At 50.4% G+C, this 18,267-nt stretch carries 19 protein-coding genes; 5 read left to right on the top strand and 14 right to left on the bottom strand.

Annotation, left to right across the window (positions count from 1 at the left end):
* Window positions 1-189 precede the first annotated feature (189 nt).
* A complete protein-coding gene (locus B5E82_RS13970) occupies window positions 190-1,062 on the top strand; it encodes an N-acetylmuramoyl-L-alanine amidase (protein WP_087308169.1) in 873 nt (290 codons plus the stop codon).
* Between the two features lie 88 nt (window positions 1,063-1,150).
* Here B5E82_RS13970 and B5E82_RS13965 read toward each other — a convergent pair whose 3' ends face one another.
* The 6 genes from B5E82_RS13965 to B5E82_RS13940 all read right to left on the bottom strand — a co-directional run bounded on the left by B5E82_RS13965 (window position 1,151) and on the right by B5E82_RS13940 (window position 7,809).
* Window positions 1,151-1,459, bottom strand: a complete 309-nt coding sequence (locus B5E82_RS13965; RefSeq protein ID WP_087308168.1) for an MGMT family protein — start codon at window positions 1,457-1,459, stop codon at window positions 1,151-1,153.
* Window positions 1,456-2,316, bottom strand: coding sequence for a DNA adenine methylase (locus B5E82_RS13960; RefSeq protein WP_330398379.1), 861 nt, complete (start codon window positions 2,314-2,316; stop codon window positions 1,456-1,458). Before B5E82_RS13960 ends, B5E82_RS13965 begins: the two co-directional genes overlap by 4 nt.
* A 169-nt stretch (window positions 2,317-2,485) precedes the next feature.
* Window positions 2,486-2,983: a transcription elongation factor GreA gene (gene greA / locus B5E82_RS13955; RefSeq protein WP_087165524.1), complete on the bottom strand. Its 498-nt coding sequence runs from the start codon at window positions 2,981-2,983 to the stop codon at window positions 2,486-2,488.
* Window positions 2,983-4,137: a DUF4317 domain-containing protein gene (locus B5E82_RS13950; protein WP_087165523.1), complete on the bottom strand. Its 1,155-nt coding sequence runs from the start codon at window positions 4,135-4,137 to the stop codon at window positions 2,983-2,985. The genes greA and B5E82_RS13950 overlap by 1 nt, the downstream gene beginning before the upstream one ends.
* A gap of 83 nt (window positions 4,138-4,220) precedes the next feature.
* Complete coding sequence (locus B5E82_RS13945; RefSeq protein WP_087308166.1) at window positions 4,221-6,992, bottom strand: translation factor GTPase family protein; 2,772 nt, start codon at window positions 6,990-6,992, stop codon at window positions 4,221-4,223.
* 211 nt (window positions 6,993-7,203) lie between these two features.
* A complete protein-coding gene (locus B5E82_RS13940) occupies window positions 7,204-7,809 on the bottom strand; it encodes a GTP pyrophosphokinase (protein WP_242966329.1) in 606 nt (201 codons plus the stop codon).
* 291 nt (window positions 7,810-8,100) lie between these two features.
* Here B5E82_RS13940 and B5E82_RS13935 point away from each other — a divergent pair, with 291 nt between their 5' ends.
* The 3 genes from B5E82_RS13935 to B5E82_RS13925 are packed head-to-tail and all read left to right on the top strand — an operon-like array spanning window position 8,101 to window position 9,870.
* The gene (locus B5E82_RS13935) at window positions 8,101-8,796 is read left to right on the top strand and encodes a TlpA disulfide reductase family protein (RefSeq protein WP_087308165.1); all 696 of its coding nucleotides are present in this window, start codon (window positions 8,101-8,103) and stop codon (window positions 8,794-8,796) included.
* A complete protein-coding gene (locus B5E82_RS13930; RefSeq protein WP_087165504.1) occupies window positions 8,793-8,945 on the top strand; it encodes a CD1871A family CXXC motif-containing protein in 153 nt (50 codons plus the stop codon). The genes B5E82_RS13935 and B5E82_RS13930 overlap by 4 nt, the downstream gene beginning before the upstream one ends.
* Window positions 8,938-9,870, top strand: a complete 933-nt coding sequence (locus B5E82_RS13925; RefSeq protein WP_206415716.1) for a 4Fe-4S binding protein — start codon at window positions 8,938-8,940, stop codon at window positions 9,868-9,870. The genes B5E82_RS13930 and B5E82_RS13925 overlap by 8 nt, the downstream gene beginning before the upstream one ends.
* 18 nt (window positions 9,871-9,888) lie before the next feature.
* On the opposite strand, the gene B5E82_RS13920 is transcribed toward B5E82_RS13925, so the two are convergent.
* The 4 genes from B5E82_RS13920 to B5E82_RS13905 all read right to left on the bottom strand — a co-directional run bounded on the left by B5E82_RS13920 (window position 9,889) and on the right by B5E82_RS13905 (window position 12,362).
* Complete coding sequence (locus B5E82_RS13920; protein ID WP_087308164.1) at window positions 9,889-10,908, bottom strand: DUF7309 domain-containing protein; 1,020 nt, start codon at window positions 10,906-10,908, stop codon at window positions 9,889-9,891.
* 22 nt (window positions 10,909-10,930) lie between these two features.
* Window positions 10,931-11,191, bottom strand: a complete 261-nt coding sequence (locus tag B5E82_RS13915; RefSeq protein ID WP_087308163.1) for a hypothetical protein — start codon at window positions 11,189-11,191, stop codon at window positions 10,931-10,933.
* A 170-nt stretch (window positions 11,192-11,361) separates the two neighbouring features.
* Window positions 11,362-12,153: a DUF3169 family protein gene (locus B5E82_RS13910; protein ID WP_087308162.1), complete on the bottom strand. Its 792-nt coding sequence runs from the start codon at window positions 12,151-12,153 to the stop codon at window positions 11,362-11,364.
* A complete protein-coding gene (locus B5E82_RS13905; protein WP_087165499.1) occupies window positions 12,150-12,362 on the bottom strand; it encodes a helix-turn-helix transcriptional regulator in 213 nt (70 codons plus the stop codon). The genes B5E82_RS13910 and B5E82_RS13905 overlap by 4 nt, the downstream gene beginning before the upstream one ends.
* Window positions 12,363-12,833: 471 nt before the next feature.
* Between B5E82_RS13905 and mscL the strand changes: the two genes are divergently transcribed.
* Window positions 12,834-13,250, top strand: coding sequence for a large conductance mechanosensitive channel protein MscL (gene mscL / locus B5E82_RS13900; RefSeq protein WP_087308161.1), 417 nt, complete (start codon window positions 12,834-12,836; stop codon window positions 13,248-13,250).
* A 244-nt stretch (window positions 13,251-13,494) separates the two neighbouring features.
* Here mscL and B5E82_RS13895 read toward each other — a convergent pair whose 3' ends face one another.
* From B5E82_RS13895 to B5E82_RS13880, 4 genes are all read right to left on the bottom strand, one after another.
* On the bottom strand, window positions 13,495-14,373 hold the full coding sequence (locus tag B5E82_RS13895; protein ID WP_087308160.1) for a methylenetetrahydrofolate reductase: 879 nt from the start codon (window positions 14,371-14,373) through the stop codon (window positions 13,495-13,497).
* A gap of 43 nt (window positions 14,374-14,416) precedes the next feature.
* On the bottom strand, window positions 14,417-15,040 hold the full coding sequence (locus tag B5E82_RS13890; protein WP_087308159.1) for a methylenetetrahydrofolate reductase C-terminal domain-containing protein: 624 nt from the start codon (window positions 15,038-15,040) through the stop codon (window positions 14,417-14,419).
* 1 nt (window position 15,041) lies between these two features.
* Window positions 15,042-17,003 (bottom strand): electron transport complex subunit RsxC, encoded by a 1,962-nt coding sequence (rsxC, locus tag B5E82_RS13885; protein ID WP_087308158.1) that lies wholly within the window; start codon window positions 17,001-17,003, stop codon window positions 15,042-15,044.
* Window positions 17,004-17,357: 354 nt separating this feature from the next.
* Window positions 17,358-17,969, bottom strand: coding sequence for a hypothetical protein (locus B5E82_RS13880; RefSeq protein WP_087308157.1), 612 nt, complete (start codon window positions 17,967-17,969; stop codon window positions 17,358-17,360).
* Between the last annotated feature and the right edge of the window lie 298 nt (window positions 17,970-18,267).

Raw genomic sequence — 18,267 nt, 5'->3', positions numbered from 1 at the left:
AAATCCTTTCTGTTTTCTTACAGTCATGTTCCCTTTTCCTTCGGAATCCGCCGCGTTTTTCGGATTCGGAACGGGCAGGAAACGTAAAAGCCGTATTCATGATACACCACTTTATTTATTTTCACAAGACACAGTTTACACGCATATCTTATGGGTGAAGAATGTACTTTCAGTTGATAAGGAGATTGCATGGCGACAAAAATAGTAGTGGACGCCGGACACGGCGGGAGCAACCCTGGCGCGGTATATCAGGGCCGCCGGGAAAGCGATGACGCCCTGCGCCTTGCCATGGCGGTAGGACGGATTCTGGAGGAAAACGGCTATGACGTGAGCTACACAAGAACTACGGACACCACCCAGTCCGTAGGGCAGAAGGCAGCCATCGCCAACGAAGAAGGAGCGGATCTTTTCGTCTCGATTCACCGGAATGCTGCAGAGTATCCCGGGAAATATTCGGGAGTCCAGACACTGATCTACGACGATTCCGGCATCAAAAAGGAAATGGCCCAGAACATCAACGCCAATCTGGAGCGTCTGGGGTTCCGCAACGCAGGCGTAAGCATCCGTCCCAATCTGGTGGTGCTGAACAGCACTCAGATGCCCGCCCTTCTTGTGGAAGCAGGATTCATCGACAGCACTACAGATAATCAGCTGTTTGATTCCCGCTTCCAGGCCATAGCCCAGGGGATCGCTGACGGCATCATGGAAACACTGGAAAATCAGAATGTATCAGGAGGAGGAAATATGACTGGAAATTCAATGGGAAACAATATGGGAAATAATATGATGGGAAACGGGCAGAACTGCCCTGTATGCCCCTCCATGCCTGAGGGCACGGGCCCGGAGCAGGAACTGTACCGGGTGCAGGCAGGGGCCTTCCGCGACCGGCAGAACGCCGACAATCTGTTAAGCCTTCTGGAAAACGACGGCTTCCCGGCCTACATCATTTACCAGGATGGCCTGTATAAGGTGCAGGTAGGAGCATATTCCCGTTTAAGCAACGCCATCGCCATGGAGCGGGAAGTGCGCCAGAAGGGGTACAATACTTATATTACCACGTAAATACCATACACGAAGGGAGCCGCCCACCGAAGGAACGGCTCCCTGCTTTCATTCTTTCAGCTATTTCGGCCGGATTTTCCATACATTCTCAGCAGTCCCACTGATACTTTTTCAAATCCACACAGCCGTTTCTTTTCAGCTCCACGCCTTCCCCGCGCAGCAGCTCCTCCTGCTCTCTCCAGCCCGGCGCCGGCCTTCCCGCATGGTTCACGACCCGGTGGCAGGGATACTGCCCGTAATATTCCGCCATGCTTAACACCTTTCCCACCAGCCTGGAATTTTTCTCCCGGCCAATGAGTCTGGCGATCTGTCCATAGGTGGCCACACATCCTTCCGGGATCTCTTCCACCACGGAAAGAATCTCATAAATCAGGTCTTCATCCAGAACGTGCTTCATTCCCCGTGCTCCGCGTCCTTGACCGCCTCTCCGTAATTTCGGATGATGACCTCTTTTCCGGTCCGCTTCTTCGGATCGGAATTGATGGCCCGGCGCACGTCAATCTCCTCAATCAGAAAACCGTCATACAGTTCCCGGATCAGCTCCGTATTATGGTTGGTCAGCATGCAGTATACGCCTTCGTCCGTCAGCCGGCGGAACAGGCCTGCCAGCCGGCGGTGCTCCTCCTCCGCAAAGCCTTCCTTCGTATAAGAATCAAAAGAGGTGGGATTCAAAGGGGCATAGGGGCTGTCAAAATAAACGAAATCCCCTTTCTTTATCCCTTTCAGGGATGCCTCAAAGTCCTGACAGGTGATTGTCACAGATTTCAGAAAAGCGGAAATCCGTTTAATGTTCTCCATATCCATGGAGCGTACCTGCTGCTTCTGATTCCAGGGCACATTAAACTGGCCCTGGGTATTCACCCGGTACAGGCCGTTAAAGCAGTGCTTGTTCAGATAAATGAACAGGGCTGCCATCTCTGTGTCATAATCCTGCAGCCTCAGCTTCTCATTGTAGCGGCTCCGCATCTCATAATAGTATTCCTTAGTACAGGTCACCTTGTCCATGGTATCCAGGAGCACCAGAATCGTATCCAGATGATCCCGGATCTCTGTATAGGTATGGACCAGTTCTCTGTTAATATCATTTAAGAAAGCCCGCTCCGGCTCCAGATAGAGAGCCAGGGCTCCGCCTCCCACAAAGGGTTCATAATATATTCCATATTCATCAGGCATGCGCAACGTAAGCTGCTCCAGCATCTGTCTTTTTCCGCCTGCCCACTTCACAAACGGCACCATCATTCCTGTATTCATCATTTCTCCCCGTTCTTCTTATATTCCTTCTGCCTCCGGCAGTCTTTCCCTTATCACAGGAACACAGCGGGCATGACGCCCGCTGCGCATATCTCTAGTCTACCCCAAACGCACCGTCTGGTCAATCCTTGCATGGCAAATCATGATTCCGAAGGTTCTTTCCCGGTTACTGTCAAAACTTTCTTATCTCATCCTCATCCCCGGCGTCTTTTTCAATGGAACGGATCACCACATCGTAGCCGCCGTCTCCCACCTGTACATGGACCCGGTCTCCCGCCTTATGACCCTGGATGGCCTTTCCAAGGGGCGATTCAATGCTGATGCGCCCTTCCATGGAATTTCCGCGGATGGAAGTCACGAGCTTGATCCATTCTGTCTCGTCCTCATCCTCATAATAAAGCTCCACGCGGGTATTCAGCCCTATCTCATCGGCGCCGGATTCATCCTCGATAATCTCAGCCGTGCGCAGCATCCGCTCCAGGTAGCGGATTCGGCTTTCATTCTGGTTTTTCTCGCGCTTTGCCGCGTAATACTCAAAATTTTCGCTTAAGTCTCCCTGCGCCCGGGCCTCTTTCACCGCCTCGATGGCCTCTTTGCGCACCACAAGCTTTCTGTGGTCAATCTCTTCCTGTATCTTTTCCACGTCATGCTTTGTCAGCTGCTCCCGCATCAAAAATCCCTCTTTTCCATATTTCTCTTGTCCAGTGTCCGGACAGAGATACCGTTGACCTCCACAGAATCGTCCACCGGGATCACCAGACACTGGCGGCCATCTATCATTCTGGTTTCCACCAGATCGGCCCTTTCCGGATTCACCTGAATCACCACATCCGGCGTCTTAATCTCAAATTTTCTCGTATTGATGATATTGGAGGCCAGAAATTCTGTCTGGGCGCCCGCCGTCTCCTCGTAGCGCTCCTCCAGCTCTTCAAACTTCTCCGCGTCCACACCGCTGCCTGCCAGAAGCTGTTTTACCTCAGCCTTGTCAAGCACCAGCGGCTCCGGCTCGTCTTTCCGCTCCTCCACCAGCTCCTGGAGCTTTTCGTGGATATTGCGGACCGCCTCATAATCGCATTCCTCGCCCAGAGTCTCCTCAATCATGGCGTTGAAGGTTTCCTTCTGATCTCCCGCGGACAGAGGCGTGCTGCAGCCAAACAGCTTTTCCACAAAGTCATCCCGCAGCTCCTCCGGATTCTTGGAATAATATAGCATACTGTGCAGATCTGTGCTTCTGTCCTGGAACGCCGGAAACAGGAAGCCTGCCATGGGAAGCTCCACCAGCCAGTCCCGCACCCGGGAGCCGAACCGGTTATTCTCCGCGTCGTAGCTTAAGCCTGCTTTGGACAGGTTTACAGGACAGACTGCACAGAGCAGATACTCGTACACCTCGTCGGAAGCGTCAAACATTTCCTCGTTGTCAGAAGACTTTCCCGGTATATCATATGCGCCATGGACCAGAAGAATCAGATAATTTTCTCCATAGTCAAAGCTCTCGATGATCCGGTCATAAAATTCCTCCAGAAGCTCGTCGTCTTTCAGCCGGCTTTCCTTAAGACGCATGAGAAATTCCTGGGCCCCGCCCTCCATCTCCGCGTCCAGCGGAAATTCCAGGTTGATCAGGTTCTTTCCTACGGTTCCCGACAGACTCTTCCGGAAAATCTCAAAATACTTGAAGCACTCTTCCTCCGATTGCGAGAGAAACGCTTCCTTCATCTCACTTTTTTTATTCTTTTCTCCGTCCACATAGCAGGCGCAGAGCCGCGTCAGCGCGCAGTTCTCCGGCGTCAGCTGCTTTTTGATTTCGGATATCTCTTTCTTATTCATCTATATCTCCTGCTTTCCTCATTCTCTGTCATTTTGTAACGGTTCCGTTTCTTTCCCGTAAGAATTGGGCCCGCACTGAATCGCTATCCGTTTTCTTCTTCCGTACTTCCTGCGCGGATCTCATCGATGAGCCGCCGCGTGCCCTCCGAAAGCTGCTCAAACAGGTAGTTCTTTCCACCCGGCTCCGTCTGGCTGACCGTCTCCCGCAGCTGTTCCTTTGTAAGCTGCACCAGCTCATGAAGTCCGGCCGCCGACAGCCTGGCCGCTCCCTGGCCCAGAATAATCACCTGTTCCAGACCGTCGGACGTAGCCACCGTCACCCGATGCTTTCTTCCGATCTCGTGAACCGTCTTTTCTATGTACTGATCGGCCGTCTCGGCCTCCTTTGTATACACTACATGGATATTGTGGTATTTCAGGACTTCGCCCCGGTTTCCTTCCACCCGGTAGGCGTCAAATACCAGAATCACCGTGCAGCCAAGAGCTCCCTGCAGATCGCAGAGAATGTCCATCAGCCGTCCCCTGGCCGATTCCAGGTTCAGCTCTGACAGCTCTCTGAGCTCGTCCCAGGCAAAAATAATATTGTAGCCGTCCACCAGAAGATATTCCTTTTCTCCTCTCCGGCTCTTGATCTTACGGACCGGCTCATCCTCCGGCTCGGGACGAAAGACCCTCTCCCGGCGTCCCACGCCCTGCCGGTCACGGCGGATAGGGCCATAAGTACGCTCAAAAATTTCCTCCAGCTCCTTCGGATCTACCGCGCCCAGAGAGGAACGGCTCTGCCTGGCGGCGGCAAGGCCGGTGCGCTCTGCCGTCTTTTCAGGCCGGAGCGCGCTTTCCAGGTGCATATAGGAAAAGACCTGATTCCAGGGCACATAAAAGCCTGCCCCGTGGGCGCAGAAGACAGACCCTGTGGGATTCTCCGCATCCAGTTCCGAGTCGTAGCCTGCTGCCGCGATCACCTCATCCGCGTCCGCGCAGGGACCGTAGCCCTTCAGCACGCAGGAAAATCTGCCTTCTCCTTTTGTGTAGGCAGTCACCTCAGCGCTGTACCCCTGCAGCTTCGATACCGGAGCCATGCCGGTCAGCAGCATCAGTCTGCCTTCCTGGCCCGGCTCAGAAAAGCTTCCTCCCATCTTCTGGATGTCCGTCATGGCCCGGCCTACCCGGTCCGGCGGCACCTCCAGACGGAACTCATAAAAGGGCTCCAGAAGAACAGACTCCGCCTGCTTCAGGCCCTGGCGCACTGCCCGGTAGGTAGCCTGGCGGAAATCACCGCCCTCCGTGTGCTTGGGATGAGCCCTGCCGGATATCAGCGTGATCTTCATATCCGTGATGTCCGATCCCGTCAGCACTCCCGGATGGTTCCTCTCCCGCAGATGAGTCAGAATCAGCCTCTGCCAGTTCCGGTCCAGCACATCCTCGCTGCAGCGGCTTTCAAAGACCAGTCCGCTGCCCGGCTCCCCGGGCTCCAGCAGAAGATGGACCTCCGCATAGTGGCGCAGGGGCTCAAAATGGCCCACGCCCTCCACAGTGTTCCGAATCGTCTCCTTATATACGATACTGCCCGCGCCGAATTCCACCGGCACGCCAAAGCGCTCTTCCATCAGATTTTTTAAAATCTCCAGCTGAACCTCGCCCATCACACGGACATGAATCTCTCCAAGCTCCTCTCTCCAGACCACATGGAGCTCCGGAAGCTCCTCCTCCAGGGTTCTTAAATTTCCCAGAAGCTCATGAAGATTGACGCCCTCCGGCGGAAGAAGCTGATAAGTCAGCACGGGTTCCAGCTCCGGCACAGGTCCGTTCTCCTCAAGGCCAAGCCCCTCTCCCGCATAAGTGCGGGACAGACCCGTCACTGCGCAGACCGTCCCTGCCTCCGCTTCCTGAATGGGCTGAAATCCGGCCCCGGAATAGAGCCGGAGCTGGTCTGCCTTTTCTTCCCAGACCTCTCCGTCCCGCTCTCCGGTCAGATTCTGCTTCACCTTCAGTCTGCCTCCGGTCACCTTCAGATAGCTCAGACGGTTTCCCTGGCCGTCTCTTCCTATCTTATAGACACGCGCGCCAAACTCCCCGGGATAAGACGGGCAGATCAGAAAACGCCCAAGCCCCTTCAGGAACTCTTCCACGCCCTCATCCTTCAAAGCGGAACCAAAATAACAGGGAAACACCTTTCTGTCCGCTATCTTTTCCGCGATTCGTTCATCCGGGAGCTCTCCCTTCTCCAGATATGCTTCCAGAAGCTCCTCATCACAGACGGCCAGATCCTCCCAGAGCTCCCTTGGGCCGCGGTCCTCTGAGAAGTCCACGCACCGCTCGTCAAGCTCCGCTCTCAGCTCTGCCAGCAGGGGTTCTCTGTCTGTACCCTGCTGATCCATCTTGTTGATAAAGAGAAAGACCGGAATCCGGTACTGGGACAGCAGACGCCACAGGGTTCTCACATGGCCCTGCACACCGTCCGCTCCGCTGATAACGAGAATACAGTAATCCAGGATCCACAGGGTGCGCTCCATTTCCGCCGAAAAATCCACATGCCCCGGCGTGTCCACAAGAGCTGCCTGAATCAGAGATTCCCGCTCTGCCCCGCTGTCATCCGCGCCGCTTCGAGCGGCCAGGGCCAGCTGCGCCTGGCTGGCGAAAATCGTGATTCCTCTGGACCGCTCCAGCTCATAGGTATCCATATGGCTATCCCCATGATCCACCCGTCCGGCTTTACGGATGCTGCCGCAGTGGTAGAGCATACTCTCCGCAAGGGTCGTCTTCCCGGCGTCCACATGGGCCAGAATGCCCAGGGTGAGACGGTTCGGACTGTGCTGTTTCGAGCCCGTTTTTCTATTTTCAGACGTATTTTCCATGAAAATACCCCTTTCTGTTGTTTCTGAGAATACATTGATTATCATAACACAGAAAGGGGAATTCGTCGATAAGCGAAGAGGGGATTTTTGCCGCAGCCGCTGCCGTAATCTGCCTTTATATCTGCGGTCTGCCCATATTCCGGGCATTCCTTTGCAAATGCTCTTCCACACCGGTCGCAATATTGGGAACCTCTGGAACATTCTGAATAAACTATAGCCACTGATCTGCCAGTTGCTGCATTTTACAGTCTGCCGCTGTTATCAGCTCCGCACACTGCTTCAACTGCTTCTGCAGACCTTCCATCCGGTTTCTGTTCTTCTTATACCGGAGCTGATGCTCAAGAGCCGCCCAGAACTCCATCGCGATAGTTCTAAGCTGGATTTTCTCAATGTCTTCCTGTCTCAGCAGGAAATCCGCAATATAATACACATCGGATATAAATGGACAGACCACACGAATTCCCGCAATATCCATGATATTTTTTACCATACTGCTGACAGTAAGAGGAACGCCCCTCCTTTCCATTTTGCCTTTGATGCTTTCCGGCGATTTTACTCTGGTTTCTATATTTTCGATTGGATTGCGGTTTTTGCACGCCTGAAATTCCTGCTTCAAAATTTCCAATTTTGACGTCAGCTGGCAGATCCCTGCCTCATAGAAAAAAATGATCTGATTATACTGCTCGGTTATATTTAAAGCTTCACTCGCTATAGGCAGAAACATGGTCTCTTCTTCCTCCGGATTAAGCTGCTCTACTTCTACAATTTCAGAATTACCGACCTTGCGGTTTACCATATTTTTTAAATTATTCTTCATGTAATCGTCTTACCTCCAATCCGAAAAATACGCTTTATCACACAGCCCGCTTTGCTTCCTGTGAGACTGTGCCTGTAAACCCTCAAATGAGACGTACACGCGACATAACAAACTTCAAATTCTCTGTTCTTTACCAATCGTAAGCCAAAGTTCTAAATTAGCAGGATAGATTATCTAAACAATTCCTAAACATTTTTTCTGTTTCATTTCAAATTTTGTGATTTTGTTACTGAAATTTAACCTGTGATCTGATATGATAGGCATACAAAACTTTAACGGCGAGGTGACGCTATGAATCATAAAAGAAGAAAAACTGCTGCCCTTTTTGCTTTTATCCTGCTTCTCAGCCTGTTTTTGTCTGCCTGCTCCTCCGGACAGGACGCTTCCGGAGCTGGCACGTCCTCTCTGGAGTCCAATGACGCCGGCAGTTCCGAAGCCGACGTGCAGGGCTCCGAAGACACTGCTGATGCGGAATCCACTGAAACACCGGATACTTCCGAAGAAGCAGAAACGGAAACGGTCTATAATGTAGGAAGCTTCACCATGGAAGATATCAACGGGGAAACTTATACGGAAGCCATCTTCCAGGATTACGACCTGACTATGGTAAATGTCTTCGCTACCTGGTGCTCTCCCTGTATCGCGGAGATTCCTTATCTGGAACAGCTCAGCCAGGATATGGCTGACAGAGGCGTAGGCGTGGTGGGCATCGTGCTGGATACAGCTGACGGAAAAGGCGGTGTGGACGCCGACGCTCTGGACGCGGCAAAGACACTGGCGGAAGAACTGGAAACTACCTATCCCTTCCTGATTCCGGACGCTGGACTGATGAACGGTCTTCTGACAGGTATTCAGTCTATTCCAACTACCTTTTTCGTGGACAGCGAAGGAAACCTGACCGGATATGCCTATGTTGGCAGCCGCTCTCTGGAAGACTGGACCGAGATCGTGAACAGTGAGCTGGAAATGCTGGGAGGAACCGAATGAGCGGGCGGAATTTTTTCTCCCGGCATGCGGGAATTCTTCTGGCTGCGGCAGGTCTGTGCCTGATGGTTTTTGGCATCTCCCGGGGCGAAATGAGCGTGGTCTTTGACAAGGCCGTAAGAATCTGTATGGAGTGTATCGGAATTGGCTGAAAAGAATACGGAAAAGAATTCAAAGAAAATAAAATCAATCCATGAATGGCCCAGACATGGAATCCAGTTCCTCTGGGCCCTGATCACGAACAGTTATCTGGCCGGCTTTCTCCAGGGGAAAATCTACACAGGAAAACTGAAAAACTTATGTGTCCCCGGCCTGAACTGTTATTCCTGCCCGGGCGCTTTAGGCTCCTGCCCCATCGGAGCCCTGCAGGCTGTCATCGGAAGCCGCAATTATCAGTGGGCCTTCTATGTGTCCGGCTTCCTGATTTTCGTGGGCGCCCTTGTGGGGCGCTTTGTCTGCGGCTTCCTGTGCCCCTTCGGGCTGATTCAGGATCTGCTTCACAAAATACCGTTTCCAAAAAAGCTGAAGACCTTCCGGGGCGACAAGCTGCTGCGGAAGCTGAAATATGTGATCCTGATCCTGTTTGTCATCCTGCTGCCCATGTTCCTGACGGACATTCTCGGACAGGGCGCGCCATACTTCTGCAAGCTGATCTGTCCCGCAGGAACTCTGGAGGGCGGCATTCCTCTGGTGCTTTTAAACCCTGTCATGCGCAACGCCATCGGCTGGCTTTACGCCTGGAAAAATGTGCTGCTGATTGTCATTGTCCTGCTGTCCATTGTGATTTACCGGCCTTTCTGCAAATATCTCTGTCCGCTGGGCGCGGTCTATTCTGTCTTCAATCCCATCTCGGTTTTTCGTTACCGGGTGGACAAGGAAAAATGCACAGGCTGCGGCGCCTGCACCCGGGCCTGCAAGATGAACTGCAACCCGGTGAAAAACGCCAACGATCCGGAGTGTATCCGCTGCGGACTCTGTAAAAAGGCCTGTCCCACAGGGGCGGTCTGTTCGGGGTGGAGAAATGAAAAGCAGAAAAACCTCACAGGAAAAACAGGACGCGATTTAACGCAGGCGTAACGCAGGAGATTCCGCCTTTCAGCGGAATCTCCTCATTTGTTCTGTGAAATCAGAAATACAGCTCAGAGCTTTCACTCTCCGCAGCTTTACTCCGGCCAGTTTACAGATATCCTCCAGTATGGCTTCCAAAATCAGATTGCTGACCCGTATCTCTTTCGGGGCGCCAAAATTTTCGATAAAGCCTATGATAAGCTCTGCCATGGTTTCGCGCGCATCCTCATCCGGTTCTGTCATTTCCGTCCTTATAATCATCTGGCTTCTGGCCTCAGCCAGAATACAGAGCTGCGGATTTGCCGGACGCTCATATTTCTTATCCGTCACTGCCGCTCCCAGAAACGGAATATCTGCTTCCAGAACCATTCCATTTTTCTGACTCTGCCGCAGCTCTTCCTCTACCTCTTCATCCTGGATGGTAAGACCGGCAAACTGAAAAGAAGTAAAAGGCAGGCGCTCTGCCTTCCAGGTATCTGTTTTCTCATCCTTACCAGCTATATACGTGAACATTTCTTCTTTCTCAAACGCTACGGAATCTCTGTCCTGCAGATACGCCGGAAGAGCCCTGTTCAGAAGCTCCAGATAACGTGTCATGCGCCTTACCTCAGCCTGATTCATATGAAAAGGAATATATCCGGGCTGGTAAGACATAAAATAAAGCCACTGATTCTTTCCCCGGAACTTATAACCCAGTTCCTTGATAATATCCCTCTGTTTCTTCGAAAGCTCCTCCCTGTTCCCCCAGTAGCAGGTCAGGCAGTGCTGGCTGTACATCACATACTCCGATGGAAGGTTCATCCTGTCCTGAAAGGCCAGCATCCAGAAATCATTCAACCCTTCATATCCTTCGTAAATACTGAGCCCATAGCAGGTTCCTCCCCTGCCAAGCACGCTGACAAATACTGACTCTTTTTCCGGTTTTCCTTCCTCTTTCAGACAAATCAGATCCATATCCCAGAGATATTCCCAGGGCTTTATCTCTTTTATTTTTTCTGCTGCCTCATAAAGTCTTTTCCATTCTTCTATATTCGCTTCCCGTCTCACTTCTCTTCTCCTGTACAATGTATTATGACCGTCCCAATACATATCTTGCCTTATCCAGATCTTTTCTGTATACCAGAATCTCATACTGGTACATCTGATCAGAAGGAGTTCCGAAGCTTCCCATATTTCCCCGGGTCGTTCCCACTCCCCTGCTCTGACCCAGCTGGTTTTTGACCTTATACTTATATGGAACTCCCCCGGCAGCCAGTTTATCGCGTATGGTGTTGAATTGCTTCAAATCCGTACCTATCCAGAGACTTTCTGAATTAAAAATGGTAAACATTTTAGTTCCTCCCTCCGCGCCCGTATAAAACTTTGTATTACAGCCTTTCTTTTTTTCATCATATCATGCCTTCCTGTACTTTAAAAGGAAAGATTGATAAAGAGGCGGGAAAAAATCACAGACCGCGTGTGGTTTTCTCCCGCCTCTTTGATTGGAACGAAGACAGAACTCTACTTCATCAGTGCCTTCTCTTCTTTCAGTGTCACGCAGGAGCAGGTGTAGGTCATCGTCACTGCCAGCCAGATCACTGCAACCATGACCACTGCCAGCATTCCTGTGTTAAAAAACAGGTTGGCGAGCATAGTCACCACCAGCAGTACCGGAACCAGCTTTCCCATCATTGCGTAGGCCTTATAGGCGCTTTGGTAAATCACTTCCCTCTCTGCCTCATCACAGCTTTCCAGCCATTTCTTCTGAAAATTTCTGGAGGAGGGATCTGCCGTCTTTTCCGGATGGCCCAGCTGTATCAGTTTCACATAACGAATCTGCCAGAAGCTGTCGTACACCATACAGATAACAAAGACAGCACAGGCATACAGGAAGCCATTTCTGGCTGCTTCCGAGCTGTCCAGATAATTGGATGAGTACCCTGCTGACAATATAATGATACAAAGTACCTGTGAGATAATATTCAGGTTCAGGGAAAGAGCGCCCCACTTTTCTTCTTCGTATTCCAGTCTGTCCGATTCCTCATCCTCCGCCTCCGGAAGCTGAACTGTGATTTCTTTCATCTTTCTGCAGGTGATCTCGCCGGCCAGCACGGACAGGACAAGCAGTACTGCCAGAACCGGCAGAATGGAGGCCTGCAGCCCGCTGTAAAGCTGCGCCGCCGTACCCTCGAATCCCTGCCCCCAGCTGCTCAGAATCATATAGGCTCCCGCTCCCAGTACACCGCCTGCCAGAGCGCCTATGAGCAGATACATTCCTGTTTTCATATAACTGTTTGACTTTCTGGTCTTCATTCTTCCTCATCCTCCTCATATACAAAAATATCTTCCACAGTAACCTGGCATAGCTTTGCCAGCTTCAGGGCCAGGGTAACGGACGGAGAATAATCCCCCCGCTCAATCAGGCTGATAGTCTGCCTGGACACCCCCGCCAGCTTTCCCAGTTCCGTCTGGTTGATGCCCAGTCTGGAACGGTACTCCTTTAAATGATTGAATAATGGCAATGTTCATTCCCCCTGAAATATCCTGATATGTTTTGAATGACCGGGCTGCTGCATTCTGCCGCCGCCCTTTTTCTTCTGTTCTTCCCGCATGCGTGGGCCCAAAAGGCCCTCTGGCGGCATCAAAGGTTCCGGAATTCTCTGTGCCCCATCTTCCGACAAGTAGATTGACAACTTTTCTTGTCAATATCACTATAGCATTGACAACTTTATTTGTCAACAGTTTTGACAACTATTTTTGTCAATTCTTTCAGAAATCTCTGAAACCATACTTCCTGCAGACTACATTTCATCTGTATCAGCCGCTTATGCCGCTTATGCCACTAAGCTTCTGCCACTGAAAAGCTCAGAAAATAAACAGCCAAAACGCCGCAGCGGGTATCCTGGAAAGCTTTTTTGTGTTATAGTGGCAACAGAGAGCAGCTTCGCGGCATGCTCCAAATCTATATTTCAACTGACAAAGGAGAATAAAAAATGAAGAAATTTATCCAGGAATTCAAAACTTTCGCTCTGCGCGGCAACATGATGGATATGGCTGTAGGCGTCATTATCGGCGGCGCTTTCTCCAGCATCGTCACTTCCCTTACAGACAATTTTATCAATCCGATACTGAACTTCGTGACAGGGGCGCAGGCCTACGGGCTGAGCGATATTGCAGGCTTTGCCTCCAATTTCATTTCTGCCCTGTTCAACTTCCTGATTATGGCTTTTGTGCTTTTCTGCCTGCTCAAGGCCGTGAACAAGCTGGCTTCCCTGGGGCACAAAAAAGAAGCGGCGGCTGCGCCGGCCACAAAAAAATGTCCTTACTGCATGAGCGAAATTCCCATTGCGGCTGTGAGATGCCCCCACTGCACTTCCCATCTGATGGAAGAACAGAATAAAAACTCATAAATGCCAAAACCTCCGAAAGACAGCATCTACGCCATGTTCATTTCCACGTAGTTCTTCCAGAGAGAGGCAGCAGTGTTTCTTTTCACGCTAATCACGCCAGGCCTCTTCCTGACAAAAATAAGACACCAGACTCAGGCTCTCTGCCTGAATCCGGTGCCTCTTCTGCAGCTGCTCACAGCTGTCTGTTATTCTTTTATTCTTTTACCTTATATCTTTTATCTGTCTGAAACCAGGTCTTCGAAACTTACAGCCCGGCTGCCTCCAGCAGAGCCGGTACCTTGGACTCCCAGCCAAGCGCCATGATATGTACGCCCTGGCAGTACGGCTTACACTCTTTGATGATGCGTGCCGCAATCTCCACTCCGGTGATTCCTGCTTTGGCCTTCTCGGGATCTGCTTTCAGCTCCTCGATCATCTCATCCGGCACATGGATACCGGCTACATTGTTGTTCATGAACTTCACCATGCCTGCAGACTTGGGAATGATGATTCCCAGCTGTACGGGCTTGCCGAACTGTTTTGCCTTCTCCATGAATTTGATGAATTTCTCCGGCTCAAAGACAGCCTGAGTCTGGAAATACTCGGCGCCTGCTGCTACCTTTCTCTCCATCTTTGCAAGCTGCGCGTCCACAGAATCGCTGCAGGGAGATACAACGGCTCCCTTCGCGAACTTGGGCGGCTCGCCTACCAGCTTGTTTCCGCCCAGATCCTCGCCTTCTTCCAGCTTCGTCACTGCATGAAGCAGAGAAACGGAATCCAGATCGAATACCGGCTTTGCCTGGGGATGATCACCCAGCTTGGTGTGGTCGCCTGTCAGGCAGAGAATGTTGTCAATGCCGAACATGGCTGCGCTTAAGAGATCAGACTCCAGCGCGATCCGGTTGCGGTCACGACAGGCCAGCTGGAAGATAGGATTCAGCCCCTCATCCTTCAGAGCCTTGCACATGGCCAGAGAACCAAGACGCATAACGGAGGACTGGTTATCTGTCACATTCACGGCGTGTACGCCTTTCAGATAAGTCTTTGCTTCCTCCAGCAGATGCTCCACATGAAATCCTTTAGGCGGTCCAACTTCTGCAGAAACAACAAATTCACCGCGTTCAAATAACTCTGTAATCTTCATTATACATTGCTCCTAATCATTTTAATTTTAACGGTTTCTTTTCTTATTTGGAAACCTCTTCATCCGTTGCAAAATTCCGCACATTCGTCGGGCATTTTAACAGGTCCAGACGTCCAATCTGCTCCAGACGTCTCTGGATACGCTCCCAGCCGCATTCCATGCTGCTGTCTACCTCGCACATGCCGTTCTTGGAACCGCCGCACTGGCCGTTCACCAGGCTCTTGGAACAGGCTGTGATAGGACAGATACCGCCGGTCAGGTTCAGCCAGCACTCGCCGCACTGATCACACTTGTACTCCAGAGGGGTCACTCCCTGAAATCCCGGAAGGGGATAGGTGTCGCAGGCTGCGCATACCTTTTTCTCTTCCAGATAATTGGCAATGGTCTGCACGCCCACGCCGCAGGAGAATACGAGCACCACATCGGCAGCCTCGATCTCGCTCATGTGCTTCTGAAGACGCAACTTCATGTTGTCCGGATTGCATATGTAATCGGTCGTAATCGTGCCGGTCACGCATCCCGCACTGATAAGCTCCTTCTGGAACTCAGCCGCTTCCTTTCCAGGAAAATGAACTTCCTTACAGCCTTCGCAGTTGATGATGAAGACCTTTTTCCCCTCCACCAGCGGCGCGAGGGCTTCTCTGGATTTTAATTCGGTAATTAACATCTTACTTCATCCCCCTTACTGCATTTTTTCCGGCCTTAATCTTGGTGACTAACGGAATCTTGGAGGAACAGATATACTCACAGCACCTGCACTCGATACAATCCATTACGTTCTTGTCCTTCATACCCTGCCAGTTCTCCTCATCCGCAAATTTTGCGAAATACAGAGGCGAGAGCTCCATGGGACATACATCCATACAGCGGCCGCACTTGATACAGGGCTGCTCCTTCGTATGGTCTGTCTCTACGGCGATAATGCCGTTAGAACCCTTCATAATCGGTACGTTCGTATCGGAAAGCACAAAGCCCATCATGGGGCCGCCTGCCTTGATGGTGATATCGTCGCCAACCAGGCCGCCGCAGTAGTCAATCAGATCCTGGGTATTGGTACCAATCTTTACAATAAAGTTGCCCGGATTTTTCAGTCTCTCACCGGTCACGGTCACGACACGCTCTACCAGAGGCATACCCTTCTGGATCGCGTCGGAAATGGCCTTTGTGGTGCTGATGTTGCTCACAACGCAGCCCACATCTGCCGGCAGGCCGCCGCTGGGCACCTTTCTTCCTGTCACGCGCTTGATCAGCATCTTCTCAGCGCCCTGGGGATATTTGGTCTTTGCTTCTACTACTTCAATATTGTCAATAGCGGCAGTCTTCTCTTTCATCAACTCGATGGCATCCGGCTTGTTGTCCTCAATGACAATCACGCCCTTCTCGGCGCCCACTGCCTTGATGATAGCCTTCAGGCCATAGATGACATCATCCACATACTCCAGAAGCACTCGGTGGTCCGCAGTCAGAAGCGGCTCGCATTCGCAGCCGTTCAGCAGAATCGTATCCACCGGCTTGGCAGGCTTTAACTTCACGGATGTGGGGAAGCCCGCGCCGCCCATACCAACGATTCCTGCTTCCTTTACAATCTCCACAATCTCATCCGGAGTCAGTTCCTCCAGAGACTTATTGGGCTTTACAGACTCGTCCAGCGTGTCTTTTCCGTCGGACTTGATCACCACAGACAGGCAGGTGCCTCTCGTAGCATGGCCATGATCTTCGATGGCAACGACTGTTCCGCTCACGCTGGAATGTACGGGAGCGCTGATAAAACCGGCTGCCTCGCCGATCTTCTGGCCCACTTTTACGGTATCTCCCACCTGAACCACAGGATTAGCAGGAGCGCCCGCATGCATGGACAGCGGAATCACAACTTCTTCCGGTTCCGGGAATCTCTTCAGCGCCAGATGCTCTGTGAACTCCTTGCGCTCTGAGGGATGCACGCCGCCGTAATAACCGTCCAAACGGTTCTCGCGAATAGATTTTACATAATCATTTACAAATTTGAAATTTACTTTGGAGTAATCCCGCAGCTGAACCGGCTGGTTCAGGAACTCTTCCAGACGTCCCTGCTTCTCCAGTCTCCGGTAGATCTTCTCCCACGCGCAGTCCTTGCTGCTGTCTACTTCACATTTTCCGTCTTTCGCGCCGCCGCACTGTCCGTTCACCAGACTCTTGGAGCAGTCAACGATAGGACAGATGCCGCCCGTCACATTCAGGTAACACTGGGCGCACGCGTCACATTTGCGCTCTGTGAGCGCCATTCCATGGTATCCCGTATAATTCAGTGAATTGGTGGCCGCATATACGGGCTTTCCTGCCAGATCCGCGACAGTCTGGATTCCCAGTCCGCAGGAAATCACAAAGATATTCTCCGTGCCTTCCGGGATCATATCCTGCAGCTTGTTCTCTGTCTGGGTCTTATTACACAGGAAGTCCACTCTTGCGCTGCCTGTAACGGTCTTTCCGTTCTCCGCAGCAAGTTTTTCGAACTCAGAGCACTCTGGTTCATCAATCGTTTCAAATTCCTTGAAGCATTTGTTACAGGCGATAATGAACAGGTTGTCCTTACCGGCCAATACTGACACCAGTTCGTCTTTATCCTTCAGCCTGTACTTGGTATAGTTCTCCAATTGCTCACCTTCCTTATATATTGATCCGTACGCCTTATTTCTATCTGCCATTTTTATTGCCCGGTCCCCCCTGTTCGAAGAAAAAGGACAACGTGCGGCGCCGCAATCATTATCTCTCTAAGCATAGCACAAATCGACTAAGTTATCTAGTCCCCAACAAATTTTTTATTGCTTTTTATTTCCATACTGGGAGCTGTCTGTATCTTTTAAAAAAATTACAACGATAGATAAATGTTCAGAATAAAAAGTACCACTCAATTATTCGTTCCGAACAATACTGTGGTACTTTCTTTCATACGCTTTAATGCACTTATTTAAATATGTTAGTAGAATGTCGTTTTAAATTTCCTTTATTTATAAAATATTTTCGTACTTCTTATATAAATATGCTTTATAAAAATTCCCCACTCCAAAAATAAATATCGCCCCCATAAGCAAACTGCCTATGGCAATTACTCCCCCTAATTGATTCTCACTAAAACCCGAAAAAATAAGGGGACACAGCAATACCGATAATCCTGAACCAATAAAAATTGTTCCTGCAGATACTGAATGCTCTTTCTGATTATACGCATCTTTTTTTACCAACCTAATGATAAAGTACAGCTCAGCTACACTGCATAGCAAAAATACAATAATATATGCTCCTATGACAAATTGTTCCACATGATGTCCCATCGCGACTCCGCCATAAGATATTCTGAATGATAATATACTGCAACCAATCATAACCACGCCTCTGTATAAGTATATCTCTTTTTTCAGATTTCTGCGCTTAACAAAAAAACCAACACATATAAGTAAAATAAGATATATAATTTCCCATACTGAAGGCAGTAACTGTCTATTCACTATTACCGTTCCCAGCCACATAAATAAAGCTGTAACAAAAACGTTCGAACCAATTTCACTTCCAGTCATCTCCTTATCACCATATTTCAGAAAATTTTCTACTCTTTTGTCCATACATACCCTCCCCATGGAATCCATTAAAAAAAGTTTTTGATATCAGCTGCCACTTTCCCAAAGAAACCCTTTATATCAATATTCTACTATATTATTCCTGCTCTTTTCAAGTACAGACTTCCAAGCCTGCCATCTCCCGCCAGTTTCCGTTTCCGATCAATAAAAGCAGGAAACCATTCAATGATATGCTCCCTTTATGAGAGACAGTGAAAAAAATAAACTGTAATCATAAAGGGAGCAATTCTATGTCGCAAAAAAGTAAATTAAATGCAGAAGAAAAAGTCGAAATTATCAGGAA

It is taken from the genome of Lachnoclostridium sp. An138 (assembly GCF_002160765.1).
In the GTDB taxonomy this organism is placed as follows: Bacteria; Bacillota; Clostridia; order Lachnospirales; family Lachnospiraceae; genus Laedolimicola; species Laedolimicola faecalis.
The sequence above is the reverse complement of the archived record's forward strand: the minus strand, read 5'-3'. Positions and strand labels throughout refer to the sequence as shown.